This is a genomic window from Frankia sp. AgB1.9 (assembly GCF_016786355.1).
Taxonomy (GTDB): domain Bacteria; phylum Actinomycetota; class Actinomycetes; order Frankiales; family Frankiaceae; genus Pseudofrankia.
In genome coordinates this window covers 80,853-102,313 of sequence record NZ_JADWYX010000005.1, presented here as the reverse complement: position 1 = coordinate 102,313, position 21,461 = coordinate 80,853, and the positions used below count along the sequence as shown (strand labels likewise).

Below are 21,461 nucleotides of genomic sequence, written 5' to 3'. Positions count from 1 at the left end.
ACGGACGGTCCGGTGCTGACGGCCGCCGTGCTCACCGCCGGGTCGTGGGGCACCGTGTTCGCGAAGATTCTCGCGGACGCGGGCCGTCGGGTGACCCTGGTCACCCGGGACGAGGCGCTCGCGACGGCCATCAACGCCGAGCACCGCAACCCGCGGTACCTGCCCGGCATCCGGTTACCAGATCTCGTCCGGGCGACCCACCACCCCGCCGAGGCGCTCGCCGGCGCCGGCCTGGTGGTTCTCGCCGTGCCCTCACAGAGGCTGCGCGCCGCCCTGGCCGCGTGGGCACCCCTCGTCGAGCCGTCGGCCGTCTACGTCAGCCTCATGAAGGGCGTCGAGGACGGCACCTGCCGGCGGATGAGCGAGGTGATCGGCGAGGTGGCCGGCGTCGGCGCGGACCGGATCGCCGTGGTCAGCGGGCCGAACCTGGCCGGCGAGATCGCCGCCGAGGACCCGGCGGCGACCGTGGTGGCGAGCGCCTCGTCCGCGACCGCGGCGCAGGTGCAGGCCGCGTGCTGGACGCCCTACCTTCGGCCGTACACGAACGCCGACGTCGTCGGCTGTGAGCTGGGCGGCGCGGTGAAGAACGTCATCGCGCTCGCCGCCGGGATGCTGGAGGGCCTGGGGTTCGGGCTGAACAGCCTCGCCTCACTGATCACCCGCGGCCTGGCCGAGACGACCCGGTTCGCCGTGGCGATGGGCGCGGACCCGCGCACGCTGGCCGGCCTCGCCGGGCTCGGCGACCTGGTCGCCACCTGTGCCTCGCCGCGGTCGCGCAACCGGACCTTCGGCGAGAAGCTCGGCCGGGGGATGACCCTCGACGCGGTGCTGGCCGAGCAGCGCCAGGTCGCCGAGGGCGTCCGGTCCTGCCGGCCGCTGCTCGCGCTGGCGGACGGCCTGGGCGTGCACATGCCGATCAGCCGGCAGGTGGAACGGGTGCTGTACGAGGGCCTGCCTCCGCTGGAGGCGGTCAAGGAACTCATGAGCCGCGAGCCTGGCCCCGAGTTCCACGCGGTCGCGCCCGTTCCGCCCTCCTAAACGCCGGCGGCCTGGGTGGGCGGCACGGCGATCGGAATCGTCTCGATCATGGCGCCGATCGAGCGCAGCTTGCCGACCGGGTCCTCGTAGCCGCGCTCGAGGAAGCGGGTCCCCGAGATGGCGCTCGCGCCGCCCGCGACGAGCGCGGCCAGCACGTAGGCGAAGCCGGCCCGCAGGTCGGGGATCTCCAGGTCGCCGCCGACCAGCGGCGTCGGCCCTGACACGACCGCGGAGTGCTCGAAGTCCCGGGCGGCGAACCGGCAGGCCTTGCCGCCCAGGCAGTTCGTCGACAGCGCGATGCTCGCGCCCATGGCGTTGAGCTGGCGGGTGTAGCCGAACCGGTCCTCGTAGATGGTCTCGTGGACCACCGAGGCGCCCTGGGCCTGCGTCAGCAGCACCACCAGGGGCTGCTGCCAGTCGGTCATGTACCCGGGGTGCACGTCGGTCTGGACGTGCGTGGCGGTCAGCTCGCGGTCCTTGTAGAAGGTGATCCCGCTGTCGGTGACCCGGAACTCCCCGCCGATCCGGCGCAGGTGGTTCAGGAACGTGGCGACGTGCTCCTGGCGCGCGCCCCTGACGTCGACCCGGCCGTTCGTCGCGACAGCGGCGGCGGCGAACGAGGCGACCTCGATGCGGTCCGGGATCGCGGTGTGGTCCGCGCCGTGCAGCCGCTCGACGCCCTGCACGACGATCGTGCGGTCGACCTCGACGTCGACGAGCGCGCCCATCTGCTGCAGGAACAGGATGAGGTCGATGATCTCCGGCTCGACCGCCGCGTTGGAGATCACCGTGGTGCCCTTGGCCCGGACGGCGGCGAGCAGCAGGTTCTCGGTGGCGCCGACGCTCGGGAACGGCAGCTCGACGTGGGCGCCGTGCAGACCGAGCGTCTTGACCTGGACCGAGCGAAGCTGCTCGACGATCTCGGCGCCCATCGCCCGCAGGCCGGCCAGGTGGAAGTCGACCGGGCGCTTGCCGATCCGGCAGCCGCCGGGCAGCGGTACCACGGCCTCGCCGACCCGGTGCAGCAGCGGTCCCATCATCAGGATCGGGATCCGGTTCACCCCGGAGTACATCTCGGACAGCGACGGGTCGGTGATCCGCGCGGTCTGGATCCGGACCCGGTGGTCGTCCAGCCACTCCACCTCGGCGCCGAGCTCCGCCAGCATGCCGAGCACGACGTCGACCTCGACGATCCGCGGCACCCGGGCCAGGGTGCAGGGCTCGTCTGTCAGCAGGGTGGCGACCAGCAGCTTCGTCACCGAGTTCTTCGCCCCGGACACCTCGACCGAGCCGAACAGCGGCTGACCGCCGACGATCCGGTACCGGTGCCGGTCGCCGGCCGTCGCGAAGCTGAGGGAGCTGCCGGCGGCGGGCGCCGGGGCGGGCCGTCGATCGGGGATGTCTGCTGGGAGGTCGTCGATCGGGGAGGTATGGGGCACGGGTCGGCCTCCTACAGATCGGTTCTCGGGCTCCGGCGGTCCGCCGTGCGGACGTGGCTGGGTCCCGCGAGACCTCTCGACGGCGGCGAGCGCGACAGCCCGCCTCGGCTTGGTCGATCGAGGTCATCTCTCGGGCCGGGGCGCGAGCTCTCCGGCCGCGCCCGGTGGCCCGTGGGGACGATCGGCCTCTGGAATTCAATCAGACGGCCCCGGCCGGGAGGTCCGGCGCCGCGCGGCGCGGGAGCGACACCACGTCGCGCCCACGTCCGCGCCACACGGTAGCTATGGAGCGTCAATGGCCCGCGACCGCCTGGTCGTCGGCCGGTCACTCGACGCCTCGGGTGCGACCACCGGCAATCCGGAGCAAGCGCCCGTGTTCACTCGGACGCAATCGGCGGTCGGCTACTGTCCCCGGCATGGCTGGCTTCGCGGGCAGGCACCGGTTGGCGATCGTGTTCGGCGGGCGCAGCACCGAACACGCGATCTCCTGCGTGTCCGCGCGTGGAGTGCTGGCCGCCGTCGACCGCGAGAAGTACGAGGTCATCCCGGTCGGCATCGCGCCCGACGGCCGGTGGCTGGTGCTTCCCGACGACCCGGCGGTGCTCGCGGGCGTCGGCCAGGAGCTGCCCCAGGTCCGGCCGGAGTCCGGGCGCGGCGTCGTGCTGCCACCCGACCCGAACGGAGCCTCGCTCGTCGCCGTGGAGGCCGTGCCGGCCGTCGCTGGTGGCATTGGCGACCTGGACGTTGACGTCGTCTTCCCGCTGCTGCACGGCCCGTATGGCGAGGACGGGACCATTCAGGGCCTGCTGGAGATGGCCGGGCTGCCCTACGTCGGGTCCGGGGTGTTCGCGAGTGCCGCGGCGATGGACAAGCAGCACATGAAGACCCTGCTGGCGGCGGCCGGCCTCCCGGTCGGCCCGTACGCGGTGCTGCGCGCGGGGGAGACGCTCTCGGAGGCCGAGAAGAAGCGTCTCGGGCTGCCGGTCTTCGTCAAGCCGGCCCGCGGCGGGTCGAGCATCGGGATCAGCCGGGTGGACGCCTGGGCGGACCTGGACACCGCGATCAAGACGGCCCGCGAGTCGGACCCGAAGGTGCTCGTCGAGGCGGCCATCATCGGGCGGGAGATCGAGTGCGGGGTGCTCGACGCCCTCGACGGCGGGGCGCCCGAGACCAGCCTGCCGGCGGAGATCGTCGTCGACTCGGCCGCCGGGTTCTACGACTTCGAGGCCAAGTACTCCTCGGACGCGACCCGGCTCGACGTCCCAGCCGACCTGCCGGCCGGGATCGCCGACCGGGTGCGGGCCGCGGCCGGTGCCGCGTTCCTGGCGCTGGACTGCGCCGGCCTCGCGCGGGTGGACGTGTTCCTCACCTCGGCCGGCGAGGTGGTCCTCAACGAGGTGAACACGATGCCCGGCTTCACCCCGTCGTCGTTGTTCCCCCGGATGTGGGCGGCCAGCGGGCTGGACTACCCGGCCCTGGTCGAGCGCCTCATCCAGCTGGCGCTGCGTCGAGGCAGCGGCCTGCGTTAGGGGTCGGTCGGTGCCGGGGCCCTGCCGAGGGGCTTAGGGGGTCGGCGTCTCCGGGACGGTCGAGGTGGTGTGGGCCCGGATCGTCGAGGCGACTGCCACCAACAGGTCCCAGGTCTGGGCGTCGTCCCGTACCAGCATCGTCACCTGGGGCCGCCGGGTCGGCGTCGACAGGAGCGTCTTGCCGGCAGTCTGCTCGGAGAACCAGCTCACCCGGTTGACCTCGGCGACGTCCGAGGTCTTCTGGTAGCTGGCGGGCAGGCCGTCCGCCCCGCAGGTGAGCACGACGGGCGACTTGCCGTAGGCGGCGGCGAACACGCCGGGCGGGCTGACGTCCCGCCGGTCGAGGCCCTTGCCGAGCGAGGCGGGGAGCGCCGCCAGCAGGGCCCGGCAGGACGCGGCGGCCGCCCCCGTCGGCGCCGGTGCCCCCGTCACCTGGACCGGGCCGGAACCGCCCCCGCACCCGGCGAGGGCGATCACCAGCGCCGCGGGCGCGACCGCCCGCCGAGCGAATCCCATCGGATCAGAAATGCACGACGGGGCAGGTCAGCGTGCGGGTGATTCCCTCGACCGCCTGCACGCGGGACATGATCTGCTTGCCCAGGTCGTCGACGGAGCTCGCCTCGGCCCGCACGATCACGTCATATGGCCCGGTGACGTCCTCCGCCTGCGTGACGCCGGGGATCTGCTCGATCTCCTTGGCCACCGACGCGGACTTGCCGACCTCGGTCTGGATGAGGATGTACGCGTGGACCACAGAAGCTCCCAGTTCCCTCCGGCCGAGTGCCGGCCGGCTTTTGCCGGCCAGCTGCGGGCCAGTGCCATTCGGCCAAGTTCAAGCAATGACGTCCGGCCAGGTGCGGGCCAGTGACTTTCGGCCAGGTGCGGCCAGGACATCCGGCGAGGCGCGGCCGGTGACATCCGGCCAGGTGCGGGCCGGTGACATCCGGCCAGGTGCGGGCCAGTGACATCCGGCCAGGTGTGCGCCTGTCGAACGCCCACCGCCCGTCGAGCAGAAGTACGGGCCGACAGACGGTAACAGGCAATCGGCCGCCGTGAGAGGCTCCCAGCCGAAGGAACTGCTGTGAACGCGCGAGTCTCCGTGACGCCGTACGGCCCCGATGGGCTCCGGTCGCGGCGGGTGCGCCACCACCGGGGCGCGATAAGAGCCCCGGTCTGTGATTGATACCACCCAACGATTGTCAGGCCAAGCGCGCATGCGGGTTGTTGTGGGCAAACTGACAAGGTGACCGGCGGTCCGGCGGCGTGCGGGCGCGGGGTCCGGCCGTGTGCGCAGACCGGTTCCGGGGTGGAGGAAATGTGACCAGGATGACATTCCGGGTGGTATCCGGGCCGGCGGGCCCGATGGCGCGCAAACGGTGTTCCGCGCTGGCCGCGAAGGCGGCACGGTGGCGCTGACCTCGGATTTCATGGCCATTCCCGCGCCAGGCGCCGCGCCACCGCGGGTGCTGGCGATCGCCGGTTCCGATTCGGGTGGCGGCGCGGGAATTCAGGCCGACCTGAAGACGGCCGCCGCTTTCGGCGTCCACGGGATGACCGCGGTGACGGCGGTGACCGCGCAGAACTCGGTCGGCGTCCAGGGGGTCTGGGAGCTGCCAGTCGAGGCCGTCCGGGCCCAGATCGCCTCGGTCGTCGGTGACATCGGCGTGGACGCTGTCAAGACGGGGATGCTGGCCAGCCCGGAGCTGGTCCGGGCCGTGGCCACGGAGCTGCGCGGCCTCTCGGCGCCGCTCGTCGTGGACCCGGTCGGGGTCTCGAAGCACGGCCACCGGCTGCTGGCGCCCGAGGCGGTGGCGGTGCTGCGCGACGAGCTGCTGCCGCTGGCGACGGTGACCACTCCGAACCTCGACGAGGTCGCGCTGCTGACCGGCGTCGAGGTCCGCGACGAGGCGGGCCTGTGGCGGGCGGCCAGGGCGATGCTCGACCTCGGACCGCGGTGGGTGGTGGTCAAGGGCGGCCATCTGCCGGGGGAGGCCGTCGACCTGCTCACCGACGGCACGACCGAGGTCGTCCTGCGGGCCGCGCGGGCGGACAACCGGCACACGCACGGGACGGGGTGCACGCTCGCGTCGGCGATCGCGGCCGGTCTCGCGATGGGTCTCGACGTGCCGGCGGCGACCCGGGCCGGCAAGGACTACGTGACCGGTGCCCTGCGCACCGGGTTCGCCCTCGGCGCGGGGATCGGGCCGGTCGACCACGGCTGGCGCTGGCGGGCGGCCGCCACGGCCACGGCGGCTAAGGCCACGGCGACGGCCACCGGGACGGTCGGGGCGGTCGGCTGACGGCCCGCGTCGTCCACCGGGCCAGCCCGGCGCGGGCTGGCCCGGGTGATGCCGACCCCGTCAGCCGAGGTCGGCAGGCGTCACGGGGTGGGGATGTCGAACCAGCTCATCACCTTGCCGCCGAAGATCATGTCACCGCTGATCTTCAGCTTGCGGGTGAGGAACCACTTGGTCGGGTCGGCCTTGCCGCTGATCAGCTTGACGAAGCGGACGCCGTCGAGGGTCACGGTCACCTTGGCGGACTCGACGACCTGCTTGCTGATCGTGCAGGCGCCGTCCCGGACCACCATCTCGTAGTAGTCGACGCCGCCGTCGGGCCGCTCGGTGATGTGGAAGTGCACCACCGCGTCCTGGCCCTTGATCTTCTCCGGGATGGCCTGGCGGGCGATCCGGCCGAAGTACTCGTCCAGCAGCGTGGTCCGCTCCGGTCCGCTCATCACCTCGGTCAGCGCGGCATCGGAGAGCCCGCCGGTGTAGGCGACCAGCTCCTCGAGGCTGAACGCGGCGAGATCCGGCAAGGTCTGGGGCATGGCGGCACTCCCGTGCTACGTGTGGAAACCGATCCCTCACATATCAACACGCCCAGGGCGGCGTCCCGCACGGGGCACCCCACAGCGGACCGGCGGTCGTACCGGAAGCCGCCGGGCCTGCGATTCCGTCGGCGGGCGCTCGACGGCCCCGGACACGCCGACAAGGCGCCGTCACAGTCGTGACGACGCCTTGTCGGGAAAGCCTGGAGCGTCCCGGCGCGTGCGGCGCGCCGGGGGGCGGGACCTACGCCCGCGTCACCTTGCCCGCCTTGATGCACGAGGTGCACACGTTGAGGCGCTTCGGGGTGCGGCCGATGAGGGCATGCACCGTCTGGATATTGGGGTTCCAGCGCCGCCGCGTGCGCCGGTGGGAGTGGGAGACCGACATACCGAAGCCCGGCCCCTTGCCGCAGACGTCGCACACCGAAGACACGAGGAACTCTCCGCCAAGAAGTAGCTGATTGATCGACGGCCGGGGCTCCGGCCGCACTGACCCGCCGCTGTTGCGGCTTGCACCTCGCGCCCGGGGCCTGTTGGCCTGGGTGGTCGGCAGGAGTCATGATCATCCTGCGACACCGGAATCCTGCGATGCCGGACGCGGTGGTGCTCACAGAAGGCTACCCCAGCGATGACCGAGTTGGGTTCCGGCCCCGACTCGGCTTCGGACGGCGTCTCGCGGCGGGACTGTCACTGGTCGGGTGCAGTATCGGGTTCGTGATCGAGCTCGACACTCCGCTGACCCGCGTGGTCGAGGCACGGATGGCCAAGCGACTGGCTGAGCGCCCGCTCGGCCTGGTCACCGTCGCCGACCTGCTTGACCACCTGCCCCGCCGCTACCACCAGCGCGGCGAGCTGACGAACCTGCGCGACCTCGTCGAGGGAGAGGTCTCGACCGTGCACGCGAAGGTCGTCAAGCACGAGAGCAGGCAGGCCCGCACCGGCCGGCGGTTCGACGTACTGACCGTGACCGACGGCACCGCCCAGATGACCGTCACCTACTTCAACCCCAGCCGGTCGCCGGCCCGTCGGCTGCCCGCCGGCTCGGTGGCCGCGTTCTCCGGGAAGGTCGACCGGTTCCGCAAGCAGCTGCAGATGGTCAACCCGGAGACCAACCGCCTCGACGAGGATGACGAGGGCGACGACCCGGACCGGTGGGCCCGGGCGCTGGTGCCGATCTACCCGGCCTCGGAGCACGTCGCGTCACCGGTGATCAGCCGCAGTGTCCGGGTGCTGCTGGACACCGTCGCGGAGCTGCCCGACCCGCTGCCCGCGGACCTGCTGGCCCGTTACCGGCTCGTCGACCTGCGGACCGCGTACGAGCTGGCGCACCGACCGGAGTCGCGCGGCGACGTTGAGCGCGCCCACCGGCGGCTGAAGTGGGACGAGGCGCTGACGCTCCAGGTGATCCTCGCCCAGCGTCGCCGCGCGATCTCGGCCATGGCGACGGTGGCCCGGCCCGCGCGCCCTGGCGGCATCCTCGCGGCCTTCGACGACCAGCTGCCGTTCGCGCTCACGGAGGGCCAGCGGGAGGTGGGCGCGACGATCCAGGAGGAGCTCGCCGAGCCGGTCCCGATGCACCGGCTGCTCCAGGGCGAGGTCGGGTCCGGCAAGACGGTGGTCGCGGTCCGGGCCATGCTCGCCGTCGTCGACGCCGGCGGCCAGGCGGCGCTGCTCGCGCCGACCGAGACGCTCGCGACCCAGCACTACCGCGGCATCCGCGCCCTGCTCGGCGGCTTCGGCCGGGCCGGCGAGCTCGACGAGACCCCGCCGGCGACCCGGATCGCCCTGGTCACCGGCTCGGTCGGAGCCCGCGCCAAGCGTGAGGCGCTCGCCGCGGCGGCCGACGGCAGCGCCGGCCTGGTGATCGGGACGCACGCACTGCTGCACGAGGGAGTCGCCTTCCACGACCTCGGCCTGGTCGTGGTCGACGAGCAGCACCGGTTCGGCGTGGAACAACGGGACGCGCTGCGCGCCAGGGCCGCCCAGCCGCCGCACGTGCTGGTGATGACGGCGACGCCGATCCCGCGGACGGTCGCCATGACCGTCTTCGGTGATCTTGAGGTGTCGACGCTCACCCAGCTGCCGGCCGGCCGGCAGCCGATCTCGACGTTCGTCGTCGACGCCGCGGCGCACCCGGCCTGGCGGGACCGGATCTGGGGCCGAATTCGGGACGAGGTCGCCGCCGGGCACCAGGCCTACGTCGTGTGCCCGCGGATCAGCTCGGTCGCGGTCGGGCGGGACGACGAGGACCTGGCCGCGGCCGGCGACGACGAGGCCTCCGACGCCCCACGCCGCGCCGGCAAGGCCACCGACCGGCCGGTGACCATCCCGGCCGAGGACGGCTCGCTCGCCGGCGCCGGGGTCGAGGAGCTGCTGCCGTGGCTGGCCGACGGGCCGCTCGCCGGGCTGAAGCTCGCCGCGCTGCACGGTCGGCTGCCGGCCGACGTCAAGGACTCGGTGATGACCAGGTTCGCCGCCGGCGAGCTGGACGTGCTGGTCGCGACCACGGTGATCGAGGTCGGGGTGGACGTGCCGAACGCCACCGTGATCGCGATCATGGATGCCGACCGGTTCGGCGTCTCCCAGCTCCACCAGCTGCGCGGCCGGGTCGGGCGTGGGCAGGCCGCCGGGGTCTGCCTGCTGCACACGGAGGTCGACGGCGACACCCCGGCGACGCAGCGCCTCACGAACGTGGCCGCGACCACCGACGGTGCCGAGCTCGCCCGGCTCGACCTGGGCCAGCGCAAGGAGGGCGACGTGCTGGGCGCGAGCCAGTCCGGCCGGGCCCGCGGCGTGCGGCTGCTGGAGCTGCTCAAGGACGAGCGGCTCATCCTCGACGCCCGCGAGGAGGCGGCCCGGCTGGTCGCCGCAGATCCGGAGCTCACCGCGCATCCCGGGCTGGGCCGGAGGGTCACCCTCGCCCTCGACGACCGGCCGGTCGAGTTCCTGGAGAAGGGATGACCCGGGTCGTCGGCGGAGTAGCCGGCGGCCGGCGGCTGGCGGTGCCGCCGGGACAGGGGACCAGGCCGACCTCCGACCGGGCCTGTGAGGGGCTGTTCAACTCGCTGGCGAGCCTGGTCGACCTCGACGGGGCGCGGGTCGCCGACCTGTACGCGGGCAGTGGCGCCGTCGGCCTGGAGGCGCTGTCCCGGGGCGCGGCGCACGCCCTGTTGGTCGAGCGGGACCCGAAGGCTGCCCAGGTCGTGCGCCGCAACGCCGCCGAGCTCGGACTGGCCGGCGCCGAGATCGTCGTCGGTGCCGTCGAACGTGTGGTGGACACCACTCCCGGGCAGGCTTACGACGTGGTCTTCCTGGACCCTCCGTATGCGCTTGATGACGGTCGGCTGGGCGAGGTCCTTGCCCGGCTGGTTGATCGCCGCTGGCTGGATAGGGGTGGTGTCTGTGTGGTCGAGCGGGCCCGCCGCTCGGAGGCCCCGAGGTGGCCGGACGGCCTGGTCGAGGTCCGTTCGCGCGGGTACGGAGAAGCCGTCCTCTGGTACGGTTCTCGATCATGAGGAGGGCTGTCTGTCCTGGTTCCTTCGACCCGATCACGAACGGCCATCTCGACATCATCATGCGGGCCAGCACCCAGTTCGATGAGGTCGTCGTCGCCGTCCTGATCAACAAAGGCAAGTCCACCCTGTTCACGGTGGATGAGCGCATGGACCTCATCCGGCAGGCGGTTCGAGATCATCCGCAGGCCGCCGGCAACGTCGTCGTCGAGTCCTCCCACGGGCTGTTGGTCGACTTCTGTCGAGCCCACGGCATCCAGTCGATCGTGAAGGGCCTGCGGGCCGTGAGCGACTTCGACTACGAGCTGCAGATGGCCCAGATGAACCACCGGCTCGCCGGGGTCGAGACGCTCTTCATGAGCACCAACCCGCAGTACGCGTTCCTGTCGTCCAGCCTGGTCAAGGAAGTCGCCCGGTACGGCGGCGACGTGGCCGGCCTCGTCCCCGACGTCGTGCTCAAGCACCTGCGAGAGCGCCTTTAAACCCGGGGATCTTGGTAGCGAGGGTGCATGGTGGTTGCGGGCTTGCGATCAGATAGGCTCGTAACCCGTGCCCGGGGCCGTTGGCGTCGGTGCGCGTTCCGCCCACTCACCTGCTCAACCTGACGAGATCTCGTGACCCCCGCAGCTATGACCGGACATCGTCCCCGCCGCCAGACCCCGCGTGGCCCCTTCGTGCTCGACATCCGCGAGCTCGGCCGTCGGCCCGGGTCGATGCGGCCTGTCCGCGTGCAGGTGCCTGCGGCCTACGACATGGGGACTCCGATGCTGCGGGTACCGGCCGGCGGGCTGGTCAGCCTCGACCTGCGGCTGGAGTCGGTGCACGAGGGCGTCCTGGTCAGCGGCACCGCGTCCGCCGACCTGCTGGGGGAGTGCGCGCGCTGCCTCGACGAGGTCCACGACGAGGTCACCGTCGAGGTGCGCGAGCTGTTCTACTACCCGGACCGGGCCGAGGAGATCGACGACGAGGAAGAGGACGTGCTCGTCGTCGTCGATGACCACGTCGACCTGGCGCCGGTGGTGCGTGACGCGCTGGTCCTGGACCTACCGCTGTCGCCACTGTGCGACCCGGACTGCGAGGGCCTGTGCGTCGACTGCGGCGTCCGGCTGGCCGACGTCGAGCCTGACCACTCCCACGACAGCGCCGACCCCCGGTGGGCGGCACTGTCAGCACTGACCGAAGCTGGAACCGCCGGCGACGCCGCCGCGCGGGAGACGAAGGAGAAGTCCTAGTGGCCGTCCCGAAGCGGCGGATGTCGCGCAGCAACACGCGTTCTCGGCGCTCGCAGTGGAAGGCTGTCCTTCCCGCCCTGTCGAAGTGCCCGCGTGGCCACGTGATCCGGCAGCACAACGCCTGCCCGACCTGTGGCCGGTACGGCGACCGACAGGTGCTCGACGTCTGATCTCGACGTGACCCGCGTCGCCGTAGATCTCCTCGGAGAAGGGGCCCAGCCCGAATCGGTGCTGGACTCCCTTCCCGCCGCGCTGGACGCCGACCCCGAGCTGGTCGTGACGCTTGTCGTCCGACCGGGCTCGACGACCGACGACCTGGCCGGACGAGGCATCGTGACCGGTGACCGGGTGCACGTTGTCACCGCCGCCCGGGGCATTCCCGCCGGCGCTGGCGCGGTTCGCGACGTGCGGGCCCGCCGGGACAGTGGCGTGCGTGTCGCCGCTCGGCTGGTCCGGGACGGCAAGGCGGACGCGATGGTCTCGGTGGCGCCGCTGGAAGCGATCGCGGCCGCCGCCCAGTTCACCTTCGGACTGCTCCCGGGAGCGACCAGGGCGTCACTCGCTGCCGTCGTCGACGTCAGTCGCCCGGGTGAGCCGGCCGGCGTCGTGCTGTGCGACGCCGGTGGCTCCGTTGACGTGACCTCGGACGACCTGGCCCAGTTCGCGCTGGCCGGGGCCGCCTACGCGCGGGTCCGGGCTGGCGCGGGTGAGCCACGGGTCGGCCTGCTCGCCGCCCGTCCGGCGCTGCCGGACACGGTGCGCCGGGCCGCCCACGAGCTGCTCGGCTCGCTGGGCATCGACTACCTCGGCCAGGTGGACGCGGGGTCCCTGGTCGCCATGAACGGATCGGACCTGCCGCGCCCTGACGTGGTGGTGACCGACGGCTTCACCGGTGATGTCGTCCTGTCGTGCCTGCGCGCGGTGCGGGCAGCGGCCGCGACGGTCGGTCCGGACGCTTCGGGGGGACTGGACCCGGCCTGGCGCAGTCCGGCCGGCCCTGATCTGCAGGGGGGGACGATCGTGCTGGGGGTGGACGGCGTCGCGGTGCGCGCGGGCGATCCGGTCGGCGGTCCGGACGACCTCTCCACAGGTCTTCCCGCGGCGCTGGCGACGGCGGCGACCGTGTTTCGTGACGGGCTGGTCGGCCAGATCCGCGCCGAGCTCGCGCGGCTGATCGCGCGGCGCCGGGCACTCGCCGGGTTGTCGCTGTGAGCGCGGGAGCGGCCGAGCGCCGCGGCGCCGGGCCGGAGCGGTCCAGGGACTCCGCCAGCCGCAGCGCCGCGGTGATCGAGCTGCGGGCCGGTCTGCTCGCCGCCCTGGGGCTGAGCCTCGGCCCGGACCTGCTCGACCGGGCGCTCACCCATCGTTCGTACGCCTACGAGAACGGCGGGCTGCCGACCAACGAGCGGCTGGAGTTCCTCGGCGACGCCGTCCTGCAGCTGGTGGTCACCGACGCGTTGTACAACCGCCACCCAGACCTCCCCGAGGGAGCGCTGGCCAAGCAGCGCGCCTCGGTGGTGAACAGCCGTGCGCTCGCCGACGTCGCGCGGGTCATCGGGCCCAAGGGAATCGGGCCCTACCTGCTGCTGGGCAAGGGCGAGGAGACGACCGGCGGGCGCGACAAGGCGAGCATCCTGGCCGACACGCTCGAGGCGCTGATCGGCGCCGTCTACCTGGAGCTCGGGCTCGAGGTCGCCGCCCAGCTGGTCCACCGCTACTTCGACCCGCTGCTCGACGAGGCGGCCGGCCGCGGTGCCGGGCTCGACTGGAAGACCTCGCTGCAGGAGCGCACCGCCGAGCTGGGGATGGGCCCGCCGGACTACGTCGTGACGGACTCCGGCCCGGACCACGCCAAGCGGTTCACCGCCCGTGCCCGGATCTCCGACCGGATCTACGGCGAGGGCGAGGGCGGGAGCAAGAAGGAGGCCGAGCAGCGGGCGGCCGAGCGCGCGTTCCTCGCGCTCGAAGGCCGTTCGGCGGCGGGCGCTGGTGAGCCCGCCGACGGCGGCGCTGACCACCTGAGCGCCGCGGCCGGCGAGCTGGGTGACGGCCAGGTGCCGGACGGCCAGACGCCTGACCAGGCCGGACCAGGCCCCGCCGACGCGAGCGCCCGGTCGGCCGAGGCCGCCACGCTGGAGCCAGAGGGCGCGCCCGCGCTCGATCCGGGCTAGGACATGCCCGAGCTCCCCGAGGTGGAGGTCGTCCGGCGCGGCCTGGAACGCGGCGTGGTCGGCCGGACCATCGCCACCGTCACCGTGCTGCACCCACGTGCCGTGCGCCGCCACACCGGCGGCGCGGCCGACTTCGCGGGTGTGCTGGTCGGCCAGACCGTCAACGCCGCCCGCCGCCGCGGCAAGTACCTGTGGCTGGCGCTGTCCGCCGACCCGGACCGAGGTCCGGCGTCGCTTCTCGAACCCGCCGGTCCCGCCCCGGCCACCGCGCCGCTGCCCCCTACCGCACCGTTGTCCGCTGGGCCGCGTGACGGGGACGCGCTGCTCGGGCACCTCGGCATGAGCGGGCAACTGCTCGTCGTGCCACCCAGCGCCCCGGATCAGACGCACCTGCGGATTCGGCTCACCTTCACCGACGGCGGCCGCGAGCTGCGCTTCGTCGACCAGCGGACGTTCGGGCACATGCTGGTCGACGAGGGGGGAGCGGCGCTGCCAGCTCCGATGGCCCACATCGCCCGGGACCCGCTGGATCCGCTCTTCGACGACACGGCCTTCGTCGCGGGCCTGGCCGCCCGGCGCACCGGGCTCAAGCGGGCGTTGCTGGACCAGGGCCTCGTCAGCGGGATCGGCAACATCTACGCCGACGAGGCGCTGTGGGCGGCGAGGCTGCACTACGCCCGGCCGACCGAGACCCTGCGCGGGGCCGACGCCCGTCGCCTGCTCGCCGAGGCGCGGACCGTGCTGACGGCGGCGCTCGCGGCCGGTGGCACGTCCTTCGACCGGCTCTACGTCTCGACCGAGGGCGTGAGCGGGCTGTTCGAGCGGGAGCTCACCGCCTACGGCCGGGCCGGCCTGCCGTGCTCGCGCTGCGGCAGCCCGATCCGCCGCGACTCCTTCATGAACCGTTCGAGCTTCAGCTGCCCGACCTGCCAGCCCTCGCCCCGCAACGCCCGCTACTGACGCGCGGGCGCGGCGGCGACACGCGAATCGGGGGGTGTACCCCCCGACCGCGCCCAAGTCCCGTGCAGGCTGACACTGGGGGCACGGCTGGCCTGAGGGCCATCCCGGGCGACGAAGGAGACACCCCATGAACTCGGATGCCCTGCTCGGGCGGGTGCGCAAGCTTCTCGCGATGGCCGAGGCGGAAGGGCTGACCGACGCGGCCCGCGAGACATACAACGCGAAGGCCGCCGAGCTGATCGCCCAGTACGGGATCGACCGGGCCCTGGTCGAGGAGGCCGGGCCGACCCGGGTCGCTGCGGCGGATCTCGTGCTGGAGGTCCACCCGCCCTACGCCAGGGACAAGATCAGTCTGCTGGCCAGCATCGTGGCGCCGCTCGGCTGCCGGCTGGTGCACCGCACCGAGCGGCGCGCGGGTGCCACCGCGCACTGCGCGCACCTGTTCGGCATGGACGCCGACCTGACCAGGGCGCAGCTGCTGTTCACCTCGCTGCTGGTCCAGCAGGCCCATGGGCTGGCCGTGGCGGTGCCGCCGCCGTGGGAGGACCCACGGGCGTTCCGGCGGTCCTGGATGGCCGGGTTCGCGGTCGCCGTGCGTCAGCGGCTGTCCGCGGCCGAGCAGGCGGCGCGGTCGGCGGCCGAGCCGGCGGCGAACACGGGGACGTCGGTCGCGCTGGTGCTCGCGGACCGGTCAGCCCGGGTCGACGAGCACCTGGCGAGCGTCTACCCGCGGCTGCGTTCGGCCCGGGGTCGCCAACTCTCCGGCTCCGGTGGCCGGGCCGGTTTCGACGCCGGCCAGCGGGCCGACCTGGGCACCCAGTCCCGCGTCAGCGCCACCCCAGCCTCCCGAGCCCTCGGCTGACCCCGCGAGGCGGGGCCGCCTTAGTCGATCTTGCCGCCGGGAAGGTTCGGGGCGCCGGTCTGGGTCGGGCCGGCGGTGTGCGGGGGCGCGTAACCATCGGTCGGCGCGGGTACGGCGTTCGGGTTGCCGTACGGCGTGGCCGCTGGCCCGTTCTGGATGGTCGCCTTCGGGACCGGAACGGCGCCGCCGTCCTGGGAGAAGTTCTGCCCGCAGCCGGCAAGCAACAGCGCCGAGCTGAGGGCACCGACGGTGACGGCCGCGGCGGCGGCTCGTCGGCCGAGCCGGGCGGGCCGCGTGGCACGCCGGACCAGGCTGCTGGGGAGGAAGGATGTCGTGTTCACGATGGCTCAGTACCCTACCGTGCCGATGAATGACCTTCCTCAGATGCCGACGCCGCCGAGCCAAAGCGCGACGTCGGACACAGTCGGCGGCAGCTCGGCCGGTCCAGTCGAACCGGTTCGGCTGACCGCGTCCGTGTTCGGCCTGGTGCAGGGCGTCGGTTTCCGGGACTACGTGCGCACGAAGGGCCGGCGGCTCGGGCTCGTCGGCTCCGCGACCAACCGCCCGGACGGGGGCGTCGACGTGATCGCCGAGGGTCCGGCCGAGGCCTGCGACGCGCTGCTGGAACTCCTAGTAACCGGGCACACCCCGGGGCGGACCGATCGGGTGGAACACGCGGTCGGTCCCGCCGTGGGCGGGCTGGCCGGCTTTGTCCGCCGCTGAGCCCCTAGAACCTCGATGACCTGGACAGATAGGCCTGACGGCAACCCCGGATCGAGGCCGAAGTTTCCTGTGTTCCAGGGACGGTCGGCGTGAGCTGTGGCATGCTCTTGACTTTCGGTGACGGGGTGTGAGAGGCTTAGGTCATTCTTTGGGGCGTACTCCGCCCACGTGTGCGGCGCGAGTTGACGCACATCGGAGGAGCAGACCAACGGTGGAGTTGCATCGTTGGTTGGATGGGACGGCCTCACCGGGATTCGTCCCGGTTTTGTCGCGCCCAACACCCCGCAAGGTCACTCATCGTGGAGGACCATCACCATGGCGAAGGCCCTTTTCGGCCACGTCGGCTCCGGCTCCGACCTCCGGCTCTCGTACGAGGTACGTCGGCTGCGTGCCCGCGTAGCCGAGCTCGAGACTGAGCTCGCCCGCACGCGTGCCGTCAACGACGCGCTCGTTGGCGTCGACGTCCCGGAGGACGTCCGCGAACTGGAAGCAGAGCCCGTTCTGACCTGACCTGGGCGGCGGATCCCGCTCGCCGGCTTTGGCCGGTTCGCGGACCATCGACTCAGTTGTCTCGCGAGGGCCCTGCGTTCCGAGGCTGAAAATCCTCGATCAGGCGGCGAGCCGCCTGCACCGTCAGGTCATGACGGCCGACGGGCCCTTGGACGACCATGGCCGTCGGCCTGCGCCTTCCACTCCGACTCCCGGCGAGAGCCTGGTTTCGGCGTGGAAGGTGTCGCTCGGCGTCCCCCACCCTTGGCCGGCGGCCGGGCGGTTGAGCCGCTTTGCCATGCCCACTGATCAGGTCGATCGGGGCGGCCGGTCGCAGACGTTCAGCTTGGCCTGCCCGGAGCGGGTTGGGGAGTGGTCTCCTCGTTGGCCTCCCGTCGCCAGCGGTGGTCCGTCCCGGCGTACCCGCCTCTGCTGGGTCATACCTTTGTCGCTGACCGCCAACGCCCACGGCTCCCACAACTCTTCCCTGCCTGGTCAGATCGTGTTCAACGCCAGGTCGCCGGTCGTTCGCTGATAATGCCGGGTTCCGTTGGCCTTGGCACGTTTTTTTCGCCGGCGTGTTGGGGACCGCCGCGCCGGGCCCGGTGAACATTGGGTCGTCGAGGTCCGAGTGGTGGTCTCGCGCACACTATCGCGTTCTGTCACCACTTCACGCGCAGCGGCGTGTCCCGTTCGTGACAGTGAGTTCGCGGCTATCGTGGGCCCGCGGCTCGAAATCCGCCACCGGCGGCGTTGGCCCGGTTGATCCCTGACCGGTCGCCTCGCCGCCCGGCTTGCCGGGTTCGCCGCGGGGAAGCGATCCACGTCGCGCTCCGCGCCGGTCGCGCCGCCCGTCACGACCGTCGCCATCGCCGCGGAGACCCGTGTACCTCAAAAGCCTGACATTGCGGGGCTTCAAGTCCTTCGCGAGTTCGACCACGCTGCGCCTCGAGCCTGGGATCACCTGTGTGGTGGGCCCGAACGGCTCGGGCAAGAGCAACGTCGTCGACGCGATGGCGTGGGTGCTCGGTGAGCAGGGCGCGAAGGCGCTGCGCGGCGGCACCATGTCGGACGTCATCTTCGCCGGTACCCCGTCGCGCCCGGCCCTCGGACGGGCTGAGGTGCTGCTCACGATCGATAACTCCGACGGCGCGCTGCCCATCGAGTACAGCGAGGTCACCGTCGGCCGGCTGATGTTCCGCAGCGGCCAGAGCGAATACACGATCAACGGCACGTCGTGCCGGCTGCTGGACATCCAGGAGCTGATGAGCGACTCCGGTATCGGGCGCGAGCTGCACGTCATCGTCGGCCAGGGCCAGCTCGACGCGGTGCTGCACGCGAGTCCCGAGGAGCGCCGGGCGTTCATCGAGGAGGCCGCCGGCGTCCTGAAGCACCGCAAGCGCAAAGAGAAGGCGCTGCGCAAGCTGGAGGCGATGGCGGCCAACCTGACCCGGCTGACCGACCTGTCGGCCGAGCTGCGCCGCCAGCTCGGCCCGCTCGGCCGGCAGGCCGAGATCGCGCGCAAGGCCGGCGTCATCCAGGCCACCCTGCGCGACGCCCGCCTGCGGCTGCTCGCCGACGATCTCGTCACCGCCCGGGTGGAGCTGGCCGCCGACATCGCCGACGAGGAGACCGTCCGGGCCAAGCTCACCGAGACCGAGGGGGCCCACGCCGCCGCCGTCGAGCGGGAGGGCGCCCTGGAGCAGGAGCTGACCCGGCTGGTGCCGCGGGCCGCCGCCGCCCAGGAGACCTGGTACGCGCTGTCGGGGGTCCGCGAACGGCTGCGCGGCACCGGCCAGCTCGCGTCCGAGCGAGCCCGGCTGCTGCGCGCCGGCGCCCAGACCGCCCGCGGTGGGCGTGACCCGGAGGAGTTGGAGCAGGAGGCCGCGGCCGTCCGGGAACGGGAGGCCGCGCTGCTCGTCCGGCTCGACCGCGACCGGGACACGCTGGCCGAGGTCGTCGACCGCCGGGCCGACCTGGAACGGTCGCTCGCCGCCGAGGAGCAGGCGCTGCTGGCCGCCACCCGCGCTGCCGCGGCCCGGCGCGAAGGCCTGGCGCGGCTCGCCGGCAAGGTCGAGGCCGCCCGTTCCAGGGCCGGCTCCGCCGAGGCGGACATCGTCCGGCTGACCGAGGCCCTGGACGCGGCCCAGGCCCGCGACGCCGAGGCCAGCGGCTCCCGCTCCGCCCTGGACACCGAGCTCGCCCGGATCGAGGCCGAGCGGGAGGAGCTGGCCGACCGGCACGAGTCCGCCGTGGCCCTGCACACCGCCGCGAACGAGCGGCTGGAGGCGCTGCGCTCGGCCGAGCGGGCCGCCGACCGGGACCGCGCCTCGGCCGCGGCCCGCCGGGAAGCCCTGTCGTTGTCGCTCTCACCGGCCGACGGCGCGGCGGCGCTGCTCACCGCCACGGCCGGCCCGCGAGAGCCTGGCGCGGCCGACCAGACCGGGTCCGACCGGGCCACGTCCGGCAAGCCGGGCGGTGGCAAGTCGGCCAAGGGAAAGGCCCCGGCACCGCTCCCGGACCCGCCGGACACCCCGATCCAGGTCGTCGGCCGGCTCGCGACCATCCTCGCGGTCACCCCCGGCGCGGAGGTGGCGATCGCCGCCGCACTGGGCCAGGCGGCCGACGCGCTCGCCGTCGGCTCCGTCGACGACGTCGTCACCGCGCTGCGGTGGCTGCGGTCCGCCGAGGCCGGCCGGGCCGCCTTCGTCCCCGCGTCCCCGGCGCCGCCCGCCCCGGCCAGGCCGACGGAGCTGCCGTCCGGCGCGGTCGCCGCGCTCGACCTGGTCCGGGTGGTGGATGAGCGGTTCGCCCCGGCCGTCGCCGCGATCCTCGGCGCGGTCGTCGTCGTCGACGACCTGTCCGACGCCGCGAAGCTTGCCGGGCTGCGTCCCGATCTCGCGATGGTCACCCGCGACGGTGACGTGCTGGGCCCGCCCGCCGCCATAGGCGGCAGCGCGCACGCGCCGTCGCTGCTGGAGCTCGCCGCCGCCGCCGACGAGGCAGCCGGCGCGATGGACACGGCGGCGGCGAAGGCCGACGCCGCCCGCGTCGCGATGGAGCCGGCCCGCGAGGAGGTCGCCAGGACGCGCGCCGCGATCGACGCGGCCAGCTCCGGGCGCTCGGCCGCGAACGGGCGCCACCGGGCGCTGACCGAGCAGCTCGCCCAGCTCGACCGGGGCCGGGGCTCCGTCGCCGGTGAGATCAGCCGGTTGGAGCGCAACCGGCTTGCCGCGGAGGCCACCCGCGACCAGGCCTACGGCGCGCTGGGGGAGCTCGAGGCCCAGCTGTCCGCGAGCGACGACGAGCCGGACGAGGAGGACCTTCCCGCGGACGAGCGGGACCGGCTGGTCGCCGCCACCTCCGCAGTGCGCGGCGAGGAGGTCGAGGCCCGGCTCGCCGTGCGCACCGCCGAGGAGCGGGCCCGTGGCCTCGCAGGCCGGGCCGACGCGCTGGTCCGCCAGGCCACGCAGGAACGAACCGCCCGCGCGGCCGCCGCCCGCACCCGGGCGCTGCGCGAGCAGCAGGCGAAGATCGCCGCCGCGGTCGCCGCCGTCGTCCAGGACGCGCTTGCCGCCTGCGAGACCTCGCTCGCCGCCGCCGCGGCCGAGCGCGAGCAGACCGACGCGGCCCGGCGGTCCACCGACACCGAGCTCTCCGGGGTTCGCGACCGGGTCCGGGCCTACGCGGCGGCGCTCGCGGCGCTGCGGGACGAGGCGCACCGCGACGAGCTGGCCCGCGAGGCCAAGCGGCTGCGCTCCGAGGCGCTGGAGGCCAAGTCGCTGGAGGAGCACGGCATCGCCGCCGACGACCTGGTCGCCGAGTACGGCCCCGAACTGCCGGTTCCGCCGGACGAGGAGGGCGGCGCGACGCGGCCCTTCGACCGGACCGAGCAGGCGGCGCGGCTCGCGACGGCCGAGAAGCAGCTGACCCGGCTCGGGAAGATCAACCCGCTGGCGCTGGAGGAGTTCGAGGCGCTCCAGGAGCGGGCCGCGTTCCTCTCGGCCCAGCTGGACGACATCAAGAACACCCGGCGTGACCTGCTGCTCGTCGTCGACGAGGTGGACTCGCGGGTTCGTGAGGTGTTCGCCGCCGCGTTCCACGACACCGCGCGTGAGTTCGAGATCGTCTTCGACACGCTGTTCCCCGGCGGCGAGGGCAAGCTGGTACTCACCGATCCCGACGACATGCTGGCCACGGGCATCGAGGTCGAGGCCCGGCCGCCTGGCAAGAAGGTCAAGCGGCTGTCGCTGCTGTCCGGCGGGGAGCGCTCGCTGACGGCGCTCGCGCTGCTGCTGGCGATCTTCCGGGCCCGCCCGTCGCCCTTCTACGTGCTCGACGAGGTCGAGGCGGCGCTCGACGACCGCAACCTGGGCCGGCTGCTGAACGCCGTCGAGGGCCTGCGGTCGAAGTCCCAGCTGATCATCATCACCCACCAGAAGCGCACCATGGAGATCGCGGACGCGCTGTACGGCGTGTCGATGCGCGGCGACGGCGTGACCACGGTGATCAGCCAGCGCCTCCGCGAGCGCGCCTCAGCCTGAGGCGAGCGGCCGGAACCGGGCGCTGAGCGCCCTTCGGCCGCTCCGCCTGTCGGGCGCTGAGCGCCCTCCCAACCTGGTTCGGGGTTGGCCTGGAGACCGGTGGTCGAGCGGGCGTGGTGGTCGGGATCGTGC

Annotated in this window: 21 protein-coding genes; 15 read left to right on the top strand and 6 right to left on the bottom strand. The window is 73.2% G+C overall.

Annotated features, from left to right (window positions below; all coding sequences use genetic code 11):
• Nucleotides 1-12 precede the first annotated feature (12 nt).
• Nucleotides 13-1,038 (top strand): NAD(P)H-dependent glycerol-3-phosphate dehydrogenase, encoded by a 1,026-nt coding sequence (locus I6A60_RS03310; RefSeq protein ID WP_203024616.1) that lies wholly within the window; start codon nt 13-15, stop codon nt 1,036-1,038.
• Here I6A60_RS03310 and murA read toward each other — a convergent pair.
• The gene (murA, locus tag I6A60_RS03305) at nt 1,035-2,477 is read right to left on the bottom strand and encodes a UDP-N-acetylglucosamine 1-carboxyvinyltransferase (protein WP_374113410.1); all 1,443 of its coding nucleotides are present in this window, start codon (nt 2,475-2,477) and stop codon (nt 1,035-1,037) included. The two genes, I6A60_RS03310 and murA, sit on opposite strands and share 4 nt — an antisense overlap.
• 416 nt (nt 2,478-2,893) lie before the next feature.
• Here murA and I6A60_RS03300 point away from each other — a divergent pair, with 416 nt between their 5' ends.
• Complete coding sequence (locus I6A60_RS03300; protein ID WP_203024615.1) at nt 2,894-4,006, top strand: D-alanine--D-alanine ligase family protein; 1,113 nt, start codon at nt 2,894-2,896, stop codon at nt 4,004-4,006.
• Between the two features lie 33 nt (nt 4,007-4,039).
• Here the strand turns inward: I6A60_RS03300 and I6A60_RS03295 are convergent, their stop codons facing one another.
• The gene (locus tag I6A60_RS03295; RefSeq protein WP_203024614.1) at nt 4,040-4,522 is read right to left on the bottom strand and encodes a DUF3515 family protein; all 483 of its coding nucleotides are present in this window, start codon (nt 4,520-4,522) and stop codon (nt 4,040-4,042) included.
• 4 nt (nt 4,523-4,526) lie between these two features.
• Entirely contained in the window at nt 4,527-4,760 is a 234-nt protein-coding gene (locus I6A60_RS03290) for an Lrp/AsnC family transcriptional regulator (protein WP_013422242.1), read from the bottom strand.
• 673 nt (nt 4,761-5,433) lie between these two features.
• Between I6A60_RS03290 and thiD the strand changes: the two genes are divergently transcribed.
• On the top strand, nt 5,434-6,306 hold the full coding sequence (gene thiD / locus I6A60_RS03285) for a bifunctional hydroxymethylpyrimidine kinase/phosphomethylpyrimidine kinase (protein ID WP_203024620.1): 873 nt from the start codon (nt 5,434-5,436) through the stop codon (nt 6,304-6,306).
• 80 nt (nt 6,307-6,386) lie between these two features.
• On the opposite strand, the gene I6A60_RS03280 is transcribed toward thiD, so the two are convergent.
• On the bottom strand, nt 6,387-6,836 hold the full coding sequence (locus I6A60_RS03280; RefSeq protein WP_203024613.1) for an SCP2 sterol-binding domain-containing protein: 450 nt from the start codon (nt 6,834-6,836) through the stop codon (nt 6,387-6,389).
• A gap of 244 nt (nt 6,837-7,080) precedes the next feature.
• Nucleotides 7,081-7,269 (bottom strand): 50S ribosomal protein L28, encoded by a 189-nt coding sequence (rpmB, locus tag I6A60_RS03275; protein ID WP_013422245.1) that lies wholly within the window; start codon nt 7,267-7,269, stop codon nt 7,081-7,083.
• Nucleotides 7,270-7,550: 281 nt separating this feature from the next.
• On the opposite strand from rpmB, the gene I6A60_RS03270 reads away from it, so the two are divergent.
• The 9 genes from I6A60_RS03270 (at nt 7,551) to I6A60_RS03230 (ending at nt 15,573) form a co-directional block, all read left to right on the top strand.
• Nucleotides 7,551-9,797, top strand: coding sequence for an ATP-dependent DNA helicase RecG (locus I6A60_RS03270; protein ID WP_203024612.1), 2,247 nt, complete (start codon nt 7,551-7,553; stop codon nt 9,795-9,797).
• Nucleotides 9,794-10,351, top strand: coding sequence for a 16S rRNA (guanine(966)-N(2))-methyltransferase RsmD (gene rsmD / locus I6A60_RS03265; RefSeq protein WP_203042462.1), 558 nt, complete (start codon nt 9,794-9,796; stop codon nt 10,349-10,351). The genes I6A60_RS03270 and rsmD overlap by 4 nt, the downstream gene beginning before the upstream one ends.
• Nucleotides 10,348-10,830 carry a pantetheine-phosphate adenylyltransferase gene (coaD, locus tag I6A60_RS03260; RefSeq protein ID WP_203024610.1) on the top strand — a complete coding sequence of 161 codons (483 nt, stop codon included), beginning with the start codon at nt 10,348-10,350 and terminating at the stop codon, nt 10,828-10,830. The genes rsmD and coaD overlap by 4 nt, the downstream gene beginning before the upstream one ends.
• 147 nt (nt 10,831-10,977) lie before the next feature.
• Nucleotides 10,978-11,580: a DUF177 domain-containing protein gene (locus I6A60_RS03255; RefSeq protein ID WP_203024619.1), complete on the top strand. Its 603-nt coding sequence runs from the start codon at nt 10,978-10,980 to the stop codon at nt 11,578-11,580.
• Nucleotides 11,580-11,750: a 50S ribosomal protein L32 gene (gene rpmF / locus I6A60_RS03250; protein WP_013422250.1), complete on the top strand. Its 171-nt coding sequence runs from the start codon at nt 11,580-11,582 to the stop codon at nt 11,748-11,750. The genes I6A60_RS03255 and rpmF overlap by 1 nt, the downstream gene beginning before the upstream one ends.
• A 7-nt stretch (nt 11,751-11,757) precedes the next feature.
• Nucleotides 11,758-12,792 (top strand): phosphate starvation-inducible protein PhoH, encoded by a 1,035-nt coding sequence (locus I6A60_RS03245; RefSeq protein WP_203024609.1) that lies wholly within the window; start codon nt 11,758-11,760, stop codon nt 12,790-12,792.
• A complete protein-coding gene (rnc, locus tag I6A60_RS03240; protein ID WP_374113411.1) occupies nt 12,789-13,751 on the top strand; it encodes a ribonuclease III in 963 nt (320 codons plus the stop codon). The genes I6A60_RS03245 and rnc overlap by 4 nt, the downstream gene beginning before the upstream one ends.
• Before the next feature lie 3 nt (nt 13,752-13,754).
• Nucleotides 13,755-14,711 carry a bifunctional DNA-formamidopyrimidine glycosylase/DNA-(apurinic or apyrimidinic site) lyase gene (gene mutM / locus I6A60_RS03235; protein WP_203024608.1) on the top strand — a complete coding sequence of 319 codons (957 nt, stop codon included), beginning with the start codon at nt 13,755-13,757 and terminating at the stop codon, nt 14,709-14,711.
• A 127-nt stretch (nt 14,712-14,838) separates the two neighbouring features.
• The gene (locus tag I6A60_RS03230; RefSeq protein ID WP_203024607.1) at nt 14,839-15,573 is read left to right on the top strand and encodes a DUF2786 domain-containing protein; all 735 of its coding nucleotides are present in this window, start codon (nt 14,839-14,841) and stop codon (nt 15,571-15,573) included.
• Between the two features lie 20 nt (nt 15,574-15,593).
• Here I6A60_RS03230 and I6A60_RS03225 read toward each other — a convergent pair whose 3' ends face one another.
• Entirely contained in the window at nt 15,594-15,914 is a 321-nt protein-coding gene (locus I6A60_RS03225; RefSeq protein WP_203024606.1) for a hypothetical protein, read from the bottom strand.
• Between the two features lie 43 nt (nt 15,915-15,957).
• Between I6A60_RS03225 and I6A60_RS03220 the strand changes: the two genes are divergently transcribed.
• The 3 genes from I6A60_RS03220 (at nt 15,958) to I6A60_RS03210 (ending at nt 21,329) form a co-directional block, all read left to right on the top strand.
• Nucleotides 15,958-16,296 carry an acylphosphatase gene (locus I6A60_RS03220; protein ID WP_238434679.1) on the top strand — a complete coding sequence of 113 codons (339 nt, stop codon included), beginning with the start codon at nt 15,958-15,960 and terminating at the stop codon, nt 16,294-16,296.
• A 315-nt stretch (nt 16,297-16,611) separates the two neighbouring features.
• On the top strand, nt 16,612-16,806 hold the full coding sequence (locus I6A60_RS03215) for a hypothetical protein (protein WP_203024605.1): 195 nt from the start codon (nt 16,612-16,614) through the stop codon (nt 16,804-16,806).
• A gap of 863 nt (nt 16,807-17,669) precedes the next feature.
• Nucleotides 17,670-21,329: an AAA family ATPase gene (locus I6A60_RS03210; RefSeq protein ID WP_203024604.1), complete on the top strand. Its 3,660-nt coding sequence runs from the start codon at nt 17,670-17,672 to the stop codon at nt 21,327-21,329.
• The last annotated feature ends 132 nt before the right edge of the window (nt 21,330-21,461 follow it).